Below are 8,799 nucleotides of genomic sequence, written 5' to 3'. Positions count from 1 at the left end.
CGTACGAGAAGTCCGCCTCGTTGCGGATAGGTCCGGTGTGCGGCTGCTTGGTGACGAGGTTGATCGCGCCGCCGGCGGCGCCCTCGCCCGAGATCAGCGAGGCCGGGCCCTTGAGGAATTCCACGGCCTCCAGATTGGCCGTGTCCATGATCCGTGAGGTCATGTTCTGCGGGCCGATCTTGATGCCGTTGTAGAGCGTGTTTATCTGGCTGTTGGTGAAGCCGCGCATCGAGAAGCCCGCCGGCTCCCCAGGCGCGTCGCCGGAGGTCACGCCGACCGCACCTTGGGCCACCTCGGACACGGTGCGATAGCCCTGCTCGCGCATGGTCTCGGCGGAGATCACCTCGACGGTCGCCGGCGTCTCGCGCACGGTCAGGCCGAGACGCGAGGCGCTTTCGGCCACGGCGTTGCTGTTGAGCGGCGTTGGCGCCGACGCGGCCGGTACGGCAGGCTTGGGCGCCGCCGATGCGGCCACTGGCCTGCGTGCTGCTGCGCGGCGCGCACTCTGCGCGTCCCGGCCGGCCGGCTTGGCCTGCTTGCGGGACTGGTTGGGCGACACCTCGACAGGCGGCAGCGGTTCGCGGCCCTGCTGCGCCAGCGCGGCGGGCAGATCAAGAACGGTAAAGGATGTCAGGGCGGCGGAGGCGAGCAGGAAACGGCGCGATCGTCCAAGACGAATAGAAAACACAGTGGGACCTCGGTATGACGTCAGTGGCACGTCACAGCGAACGAGGTCTCACCCTGGGCTTGTCAGCCCTCCGATGAAGCCGAATGTCTGTACTCCCCGACCGACATCTTCGCGTGTGACCACGGCTGACGGCAGGTCTCCTGGCTCGCGGGTCGACACCACTTCGTCGCCTTCCCGGGACCGAGGACCCAGTGGCTTCTGACGAAGGATTATCCGCTTACAGTTGCGGGGGCAGCCGCGGCATTGGGGAAACATCCCCGCACCGCATTCCCTTTTCATCCCCTCTCGGGGGAAACCGTCGCGAGCATCTAGGATTACGATCGAGACAGAGTCAATGTACCAGTTGCGGCGTTATTGCCACAGCGACCAACTTCCTTGGAGAGAAGCATGGAAGGCGAGACCTTCCTCTGGCTGATCCGTCATGCGCCCGTCGACGGCATCAAAGGGACGATCCATGCGCCGGACGCGCCCGCCGATCTCGGCGATCGCGCGCAACTGGAAGCGTTGCGGCAGCGCCTGCCGCAGGACTCTGCGAGCTATGCCAGCCCGTCGCGGCGCACGGTCGAGACCGCGCGCGCACTTAGGCTCGACCCGGAGCTGGTGGGCGAGTTCAGCGAGCAGGATTTCGGCGATTGGACCGGCCGGCGGCATGACGACCTCGCCGCAATGGGCGGCGATGCCTACGCGCAATTCTGGGGCGATCCGGCGCGCACACGACCACCGGGAGGTGAAAGCTTTGAGGACCAGGTCGCCCGCGTCCGACATGGGCTGTCACGGATCGAAGCTGGGCCCGCAACGCTCGTCGTGCATTCCGGCACGATCCGCGCCGCGCTGTGCATCGCGCTGGATCTCACGCCGCAAGCCGCGCTGCGCTTCGTGATCGATCCGCTGTCGCTGACCCGGATCGACCGGCTGGCGACCGGCTGGCGCGTCGTGTCGGTCAATCAGCGCGTGGCGTGAGCCGGATCAGGCCGGGCGATCCGGCACATTGGCCTGCGCGAAGGTCGCCATGCCATTGTGAAGGCTGCAGGCGAGCCGCACCAGCGGCAGCGCGATGGCGGCGCCCGATCCCTCCCCGAGCCTGAGATCGAGGCTGATCAGCGGCTGCGCGTTCAGCGCGCGGAGCACCAGCCGATGCCCCTGCTCCGCCGATTGATGCGAGGGCAGCAGGAACGGCTGGCACGACGGATTGAGCCGCACGGCCGTCAGCGCCGCGACCGACACGATGAAGCCGTCGATCAATACAGGGATACGGCGCTGCGCGGCCGCAATGATGGCGCCGCAGATGGCCGCGATCTCGAGGCCGCCAACGGCGCACAGGATTTTTTCGGGCGGCGCACCCGCAACGCCGTGACGCGCAATCGCGGCATCGATCACGTGCGCCTTGTGCGCACGGCCGGCGGCATCGACGCCAGTGCCGCTGCCGGCGATCTCCTCGGCGCTCACGCCGAGCAGGCTCGCCGCGATCGCCGCCGAGGTCGTGGTGTTGCCGATGCCCATCTCGCCGAAGATCAGAAGATCGGGCTGGCTGGCTTCCGCGCGCGCGACGGCGCGCTGACCGGCTTCGAAAGCGAAGGCCAGCTCGGACGGTGCGAGCGCCGCCTCGACACTGAAATCGCGCGTGCCGCTGCGCGGCTTGTCGATGACGATGCCTGCTACCGCCTCCGGCGCCAACGTGCCGGCGTCAACCACCTCCAGGCTCGAACCAAGCTCCCGCGCCAGCACCGAGATCGCAGCGCCACCGGAGGCAAAATTCGCCATCATCGCGATGGTCACTCCTTGCGGATAGGCCGACACGCCTTGCGCGACGATGCCGTGATCGCCGGCGAAAATGATGATCGGCACGCGTGCCGCGCGCGGCTGCTTGGTCGCTTGCAGGCCCGCGAGCTCGATCGCGAGCTGCTCGAGCCGGCCGAGCGCGCCGGTCGGCTTCGTCAGTTGCGCCTGCCGCGCGATCGCCGCCTCGCGATGGACCGCGGAGATTTCGGGACATTTTTGGGTGACCCAGTCGGGGAGCATGCTGCCTCGCTTACGGCCTGCGCTTGAGAATGTAGCTGTCCATGATCCAGCCATGCCGCTCGCGCGCCTGCTGCCGCAGCGCGGCGATGCGCGGCCCTACCTCGGCAAGCGCGCCGGACATGACGATCTGATCGGGCATGCCGAGATAGGCGCCCCACCAGATGTCGAGCCCGGCCGGATCGAGCGACTGGAACGCCGTGCCGCCATCGAGCATCACGACCACGGTGTCGACGCCCTGCGGCCAGCCGCCTTCACGCAAGCGCCGTCCCGTCGTGACCAGAAAGGGCTCGCCGATGTCGTTGAGCGGCAGCGCATGCGCCGCGCACAGCGCCTGGATCGACGTGATACCGGGGATGACCTCGATATCAGGCAAGGGATCGAGCCGGCGCGCAATGCGCAGCGAGGAATCGTAGAGCGAAGGATCGCCCCAGATCAGCAGCGCGACCCTGCCGTCACCTTCGAGTTGGCTTGCGATTGTCCGCGACCACGTCGCGGCGACCGCATCGTGCCAATCGTCCACACCCTTGCGATAGTCCACTTCACCGGCGTCGCGGACGGGAAGGTCGAACTCGGCAATGCGCGTCGTTGGATTGGTGAGCACATCCGCGCAGATCGTCCGCCTGAGATCGGCGAGATCGGATTTCGCTCTCCCCTTGCGCGGGATCAGGATGAGATCGGCCGCGTTAATGGCTTGAACGGCGGCGCGCGTGAGCTGCTCGGGATCACCGCAACCGATGCCTATCAGGGAGAGCGTGAGCATCACGTTCGCGAAGGGCGGCCATCACGGCCGCCCTTTCGCTTGTCTCTTAGGCCGCGTTGTGCAGGCGCGGGGTCACGAGGCCGGGCGCGGTGACGCCGCGCAGCGACTTCGCCAGCGCCAGCACGGCGAGATCGGCCAGCGGCTCGATCACGATGACGAGCGCGTAGGAGGCCGCGAAGGTCGCGATGTTGACGAGGTTGGTCGCGCCAAAGCCGGAACCATAGAGCGCCCAGAACGCGACCCACGCGATGACGCCGGCCTGATAGGTCGTCGAAAGCGCCAGCGCCTGGCGATACCTGAGATCGACATAGGCGGTGTTGCGGGCAACGATCCGTCCGGCGATCGCCTGGATCGCGAACAGCGGCACCAGCAGCGTGGTGACGTTCATGCCGTATTGCGGCAGGTCCGGCGGCTCGAAGAACACACCCTGGAACAGCAGGCCGAACGCAAGGCCGAAGGCCGCCGGCGCTGCCCCGAACAGCAGGAACAGGGTCGAGCCAAGGATGAAGTGCACCTCGGACACGCCGACCGGGAAGTGCGGCAGGATCTCGAAGAAGACGAACACGAGGCCCGTGGTGGCGAGCGTCCGCGCCGCGAACGACGTGATGCCCTGCTCGCGCACGGTCTCGACCGCGAGCTTCAACGCAACGCCGCCGACGGCGATGCCGGTTGCGTAACTCAACACGAGCTTGGCGCCCGATACGACTCCGGGTTCGATATGCATGGTTCAGTTCCTTCCTGCCGTCACACCCGACGGCCTTGGCCACAAAACATGCACGGCCGGTCTCCTGGCTCGCGGTTCACTGGGGTTCTCCGGCCTTCCCGAGCCTTGCGGCCCAGTGGCTGATCGGAGCCCCTCACCGCTTACAGTCGCGGGGGCGGCTGGGGTTTTGGGCGGCGCAACTGTCCGCCCACCCCCATTCCCGATTATGCTCCGGCGGCTTGCACCGCATCGAGCACCATGCCCGTCCTGTGTGCCCCTTTCGCCAGCCGGGCGTCAAGGGCTGAAGGGCGATTGAGACCATCATGACGGGTATTCTCCCGCCAGTGCGCCGAACAGGATCACGGCGGCCGTCGAGGCAGCGCCGCCCCGCGCAAGCTGCTCGGCCAGCTCGGCAATGGTGGTGCGGACCAGCCGCTCGTCGGGCCGGCCGAGGGATTCGGCGAACAGCGCCGGCGTGGTCGGCGCGAGGCCGTGCGCGATCAACTTTGCGGCAAGGGCCGGAAAGGTGCGGCGGCCCATATAGACCACGGTGGTCGCCTCAGGGTCGGCCAGCGCCGCCCAGTTCAGGTTTTGCGGCAGCTCGCCGGTGACGTCGGCCCCGGTCACGAACTGCACCCGGCGCGAGGTATGGCGCCGGGTCAGGGGTATGCCGGCTTGCGCAGCGGCCACGCAGGCCGAAGTGACGCCGGGAACGATCTCATAGCCGATGCCGGCTTCGCGCAGCGTTTCGAGTTCCTCCTCGAGCCGGCCAAAGATGCCGGCATCGCCGGACTTCAACCGCACCACGCGCGCGCCAGTCGCGGCATAGTCGACCAGCAGGCGGTTGACGTGATGCTGCTTGGTCGAAGGCCGCCCGGCCCGTTTCCCCACCGCAACGAGATTGGCGCCGGGACGGGCGAGGTCGAGGATCGCGCCCGAGGCGAGGTCGTCAAAAAGCACGACATCGGCCTCGCGCAGCCGGGCGGCACCCCTGAGCGTGAGAAGCTCGGGGTCGCCGGGACCGGCGGAGATAAAGGAGACAAAACCGCTCACCGGTCCTCCGCGATCAGATGGAAGAACGTGCCGGTGGCGTTGCCCCGGCGCGAACCGGTCTCGGCGATGACCGCACCGGTCGCATCGTGCACGACCGCGAGCGGCGTGTCGGGCTGGGCAAGAATGGTCGAATAGTGGAACTCATGGCCGCGCAGGCGTGCGCCGGCGCGATGTCCCGGCATCGGCGCGGCGAGTTCGGCGAGACGATAGCCCAGATGCATGCGGCGCTTGGCAAAGCTGGTCTCCAGGCCGAGCAGGCCCGCCATCTCATGGCAGACACCGTCGGCGTCGGTCAAAGCGGTTCCTAGCACCATATAGCCTCCGCATTCACCGTGCACCGGTCGCGTCTCGGCGAAGGCGCGCAAGCCGCTGCGAAAGCGCGCGTTGGCCGCGATCTTCCCGGCATGAAGCTCGGGATAGCCGCCGGGCAGCCAGCAGACATCGGCGCTCGCATCGGGCGCTTCATCGGCAAGCGGCGAGAAGGTCGAGATGTCGGCGCCCGCCGCGCGCCAGGCTTCCAGCATATGCGGGTAGACGAAGGAGAACGCGGCATCGCGGGCAAGCGCAATGCGCTGCCCCGGCGGCGTCACGTTCAGACCGTTCGCCGCGGATTGCGGCGACCAGCTGGCTGCCGATCGCAGCACCGCATCGAGATCGACATGCTCGGCGACGAAGCGCGCGGCCTCGTTGATCAGCTTGCCGATCTCGGCCTGCTCCTCCGCCTGCACCAGGCCGAGATGCCGCTTCGGCAGGTTGATCTCGGCATGGCGCGGCAGCGCGCCGAACACGGCGATGCCGGCGTCGTCAAGCGCACGCCGTACGAGGTCTTCATGGCGCTGGCTGGCGACCCGGTTGAGCACGACGCCGGCAAGGCGCACGCCAGGGCGGTAGTCGCGGAGACCCGCAGCGATCGCCGCAGCCGTCTGCGCCTGTCCCGAAGGATCGATCACCAGCAGCACCGGCCAGCCCAGCATCTCCGCAATGTCGGCGGTGGCGCCGGTACCCGAGACGCCACGCGCGGCGACGCCGTCGAACAGACCCATCGAACCTTCCGCGAGGACAACGTCAGCGWCCGCGCCACGGCTGACGAGATGGCTGATCGTCGCGCGATCCATCGCCCAGCTATCGACATTGACGGAGGCGCGGCCCGTAGCGGCGGCATGAAAAGCGGGATCAATATAATCGGGTCCGCTCTTGAAGCACTGCACGTTCAATCCGCGATTGCGCCAGGCGCGCGCGAGCGCCAGCGTCAGCGTTGTCTTGCCGACACCGGAGGCAGGCGCGGAGATGACGAACCCTGCCGGCATCAGGAGGCCTCCGGAAAGCGCGGCTCGGCGCCGACCGGCCGATATCGGCGATCGTAATCGGCGGCATAGAGACGGCTCTCGTCGAAATCAGCCGAGCCCAATGTCTTGCCGACCAGAATGAGCGCGGTGCGCTCCATCTCGCTGCCGACAGCCGCATCGAGCGTTGCAAGCGTGGCGCGGACAATGCGCTGGTCCGGCCAGCTCGCGCGCCAGACCACAGCGACCGGGCAGTCCGCGCCATAATGTGGCATCAGCTCCCCAATCACCTGGTCGAGCAGATGGATCGAAAGGTGAATGGCTAGTACCGCGCCGGTGGCGGCGAAGGCGGCGAGCTTCTCGCCCTCGGGCATCGCGCTGGCGCGGCCTGGCGTACGCGTCAGCACGACGGTCTGTGCGAGCCCCGGCAAAGTCAGCTCCGCTTCAAGTGCTGCCGCGGCGGCGGAGAAGGACGGAACGCCGGGCGTCACGGTGAAGGGAATGCCGAGTGCACGGAGACGACGGAGCTGCTCGCCCATCGCCGACCAGATCGAGAGATCGCCGGAATGCAGGCGTGCGACGTCCTTGCCGTCGGCATGCGCGGCGGCGATCTCCGCGATGATCTCGTCGAGCGACAACGGTGCCGTGTTGACGATGCGCGCGCCCGCCGGGCAATGCGCCAGCACGCCCTCAGGCACGAGCGAGCCGGCATAGAGGCAGACCGGACAGGCGGCGATCAGGTCACGGCCTCGCAACGTCAGCAGATCGGGAGCGCCAGGCCCGGCACCGATGAAATGCACCGTCATGCGCCGTCTCCTTCCGCGATTGCAGCCGTCGCGGTGCGATCCTGCGAGATCACCCGGGTCGCAATCAATCGCGCACGAGGGCCAGCCGCGGCAAGGGCCGCGGCTTCGGCGAGCGATCCCGTGCCGAATTTTTCCGTGATGAGCTTTGACTGCGTCGGCGTGTCGATGCCGGCAAGTATATCGGGCGGCACCGCCTTGATCGGCACGCCGCATTCGCGCGCGAGCTGCTTCAACGCCTCCGCGTCAGCCTTGTCGCTGACGGTCGCCACCGCCGCAAGGCCTGCGGGACCGCCGGCCGCCAGCAGTGCCTCACGCAACGAGGCCAGGGTGACATCCTGCCTGAATCCGAGCCCGGCGACCTTCATCGGACCGCACTCCACTGCACCACGGGACGCGCCGCCTCCCAGGATCGGTAGCGGCCGAGCGGGCCGGCATGGGCGATCTCGACCCGCATCAACTCGCCCCCGTGGCGCTGGTGCAGGTCGCTCAGCAGAGCTTCCGTCTCCAGCGTCACCGCATGCGCAACGAGCCGTGTGCCCGGCGCAAGGAGCGGCCATATGGCGTCGAACATCGCGCCATCGAGACCACCGCCAATGAAGACGGCATCCGGCGCGTCCAGCCCAGCGAGAGCTTCGGGCGCACGGCCCGTGACAACAGCGATCCGATGCGCCAATCCGAACGCCGACGCATTGCTGCGGATATTCGCGGTGCGATCCTCGCGCATCTCGATCGCCGTCGCTGTCCCGCCGCAGAGCACCCACTCGACCGAGATCGAACCCGAGCCGGCGCCGATGTCCCATAACCGTTCGCCCGGGCGCGGTGCCAGCGCCGAAATCGCGAGCGCTCGTACCGGCCGCTTGGTGATCTGGCCGTCATGGGCAAAGAGATCGTCTGAAAGTCCTGCGCTGCGGGGAATGCCCTGCGCTCCCCTCGCCTCCACGGCCACCGCGACCAGGTTTCCGGCGAGATCGCCGGCAACGCCATCGGCACGATGTTCCGCAATGCTTTCGCGCGGTCCGCCCAGCGCGACGAGCGTCCAGAATGCCGAGGCGCCCCATCCGCGCTCGCTCAGCCACTTTGCGAGGTCTCCCGCGGCCTTGCCATCTCGCACGAGGCAAATGATGCGCGCGCCAGCTGCAAGGTGCGGCACGAGGCGCTCGAAGGGCGCAGCATGCAGACCGAGACAGGCAACAGCTTCGAGGCGCCAGCCGAGCCGCGCGGCGGCAAGCGAGAATGTCGACGGCGCCGAATGTGCGATCCACTCGCCCGCCTCGAGCTTCTCGGCAAGGCTTGCGCCGGCGCCGTGCCAGAACGGATCACCGGAGGCGAGCACCACCGTCGGCCGGCCGCGGCAGCCGAGCACGACCTCCGCATCGAACGGCACCGGCCACGGATGGCCGCGCCCGGTCACGCCCGCGAGCGCGAGGTGCCGCCCGCCGCCGAAGACGGTTTCGGCTTCACGCAGCGCCTTTCGGCTTGCCTCGGAC

General features: G+C 68.1%; 10 protein-coding genes and 2 riboswitches. Of the genes, 1 reads left to right on the top strand and 9 read right to left on the bottom strand.

Annotated elements, in window-relative coordinates; all coding sequences use genetic code 11:
* Positions 1-688: TonB-dependent receptor plug domain-containing protein (locus AC1D00_RS14800; protein ID WP_477011174.1), on the bottom strand; the 688-nt coding region annotated here is incomplete at its 3' end.
* A gap of 113 nt (positions 689-801) precedes the next feature.
* A riboswitch (cobalamin riboswitch) is annotated at positions 802-1,003 on the bottom strand.
* A 72-nt stretch (positions 1,004-1,075) separates the two neighbouring features.
* Between AC1D00_RS14800 and AC1D00_RS14795 the strand changes: the two genes are divergently transcribed.
* Positions 1,076-1,648, top strand: coding sequence for a histidine phosphatase family protein (locus AC1D00_RS14795; protein WP_477011173.1), 573 nt, complete (start codon positions 1,076-1,078; stop codon positions 1,646-1,648).
* Positions 1,649-1,654: 6 nt separating this feature from the next.
* Here the strand turns inward: AC1D00_RS14795 and cobT are convergent, their stop codons facing one another.
* The 8 genes from cobT to cbiT all read right to left on the bottom strand — a co-directional run.
* Entirely contained in the window at positions 1,655-2,707 is a 1,053-nt protein-coding gene (gene cobT, locus AC1D00_RS14790; RefSeq protein WP_477011172.1) for a nicotinate-nucleotide--dimethylbenzimidazole phosphoribosyltransferase, read from the bottom strand.
* Between the two features lie 10 nt (positions 2,708-2,717).
* Positions 2,718-3,467 carry a precorrin-6A synthase (deacetylating) gene (gene cobF, locus AC1D00_RS14785; RefSeq protein ID WP_477011171.1) on the bottom strand — a complete coding sequence of 250 codons (750 nt, stop codon included), beginning with the start codon at positions 3,465-3,467 and terminating at the stop codon, positions 2,718-2,720.
* Positions 3,468-3,513: 46 nt separating this feature from the next.
* Positions 3,514-4,191, bottom strand: coding sequence for an energy-coupling factor ABC transporter permease (locus AC1D00_RS14780; RefSeq protein ID WP_404554542.1), 678 nt, complete (start codon positions 4,189-4,191; stop codon positions 3,514-3,516).
* A gap of 37 nt (positions 4,192-4,228) precedes the next feature.
* Positions 4,229-4,446, bottom strand: a riboswitch (cobalamin riboswitch).
* A 45-nt stretch (positions 4,447-4,491) separates the two neighbouring features.
* Positions 4,492-5,223 (bottom strand): uroporphyrinogen-III C-methyltransferase, encoded by a 732-nt coding sequence (gene cobA, locus AC1D00_RS14775; protein WP_477011170.1) that lies wholly within the window; start codon positions 5,221-5,223, stop codon positions 4,492-4,494.
* Positions 5,220-6,530, bottom strand: coding sequence for a cobyrinate a,c-diamide synthase (locus AC1D00_RS14770; RefSeq protein ID WP_477011169.1), 1,311 nt, complete (start codon positions 6,528-6,530; stop codon positions 5,220-5,222). Before AC1D00_RS14770 ends, cobA begins: the two co-directional genes overlap by 4 nt.
* Positions 6,530-7,312, bottom strand: a complete 783-nt coding sequence (gene cobM, locus AC1D00_RS14765) for a precorrin-4 C(11)-methyltransferase (protein WP_477011168.1) — start codon at positions 7,310-7,312, stop codon at positions 6,530-6,532. Before cobM ends, AC1D00_RS14770 begins: the two co-directional genes overlap by 1 nt.
* Positions 7,309-7,677: a cobalamin biosynthesis protein gene (locus tag AC1D00_RS14760; protein WP_477011167.1), complete on the bottom strand. Its 369-nt coding sequence runs from the start codon at positions 7,675-7,677 to the stop codon at positions 7,309-7,311. Before AC1D00_RS14760 ends, cobM begins: the two co-directional genes overlap by 4 nt.
* On the bottom strand, positions 7,674-8,799 hold a 1,126-nt coding region (cbiT, locus tag AC1D00_RS14755; protein WP_477011166.1), incomplete at its 5' end, for a precorrin-6Y C5,15-methyltransferase (decarboxylating) subunit CbiT. The genes cbiT and AC1D00_RS14760, both read right to left, overlap by 4 nt.

The sequence above is a fragment of the Bradyrhizobium sp. P2_E8 genome (assembly GCF_056403875.1).
The sequence above is the reverse complement of the archived record's forward strand: the minus strand, read 5'-3'. Positions and strand labels throughout refer to the sequence as shown.

What these genes read in the sequence shown, in the direction of transcription:
- AC1D00_RS14795 (WP_477011173.1), top strand. Translation starts at nt 1,076, where the DNA reads ATGGAAGGCGAGACCTTCCTCTGGCTGATCCGTCATGCGCCCGTCGAC.
- cobT (WP_477011172.1), bottom strand. Translation starts at nt 2,707, where the DNA reads ATGCTCCCCGACTGGGTCACCCAAAAATGTCCCGAAATCTCCGCGGTC.
- cobF (WP_477011171.1), bottom strand. Translation starts at nt 3,467, where the DNA reads ATGCTCACGCTCTCCCTGATAGGCATCGGTTGCGGTGATCCCGAGCAG.
- AC1D00_RS14780 (WP_404554542.1), bottom strand. Translation starts at nt 4,191, where the DNA reads ATGCATATCGAACCCGGAGTCGTATCGGGCGCCAAGCTCGTGTTGAGT.
- cobM (WP_477011168.1), bottom strand. Translation starts at nt 7,312, where the DNA reads ATGACGGTGCATTTCATCGGTGCCGGGCCTGGCGCTCCCGATCTGCTG.
- AC1D00_RS14760 (WP_477011167.1), bottom strand. Translation starts at nt 7,677, where the DNA reads ATGAAGGTCGCCGGGCTCGGATTCAGGCAGGATGTCACCCTGGCCTCG.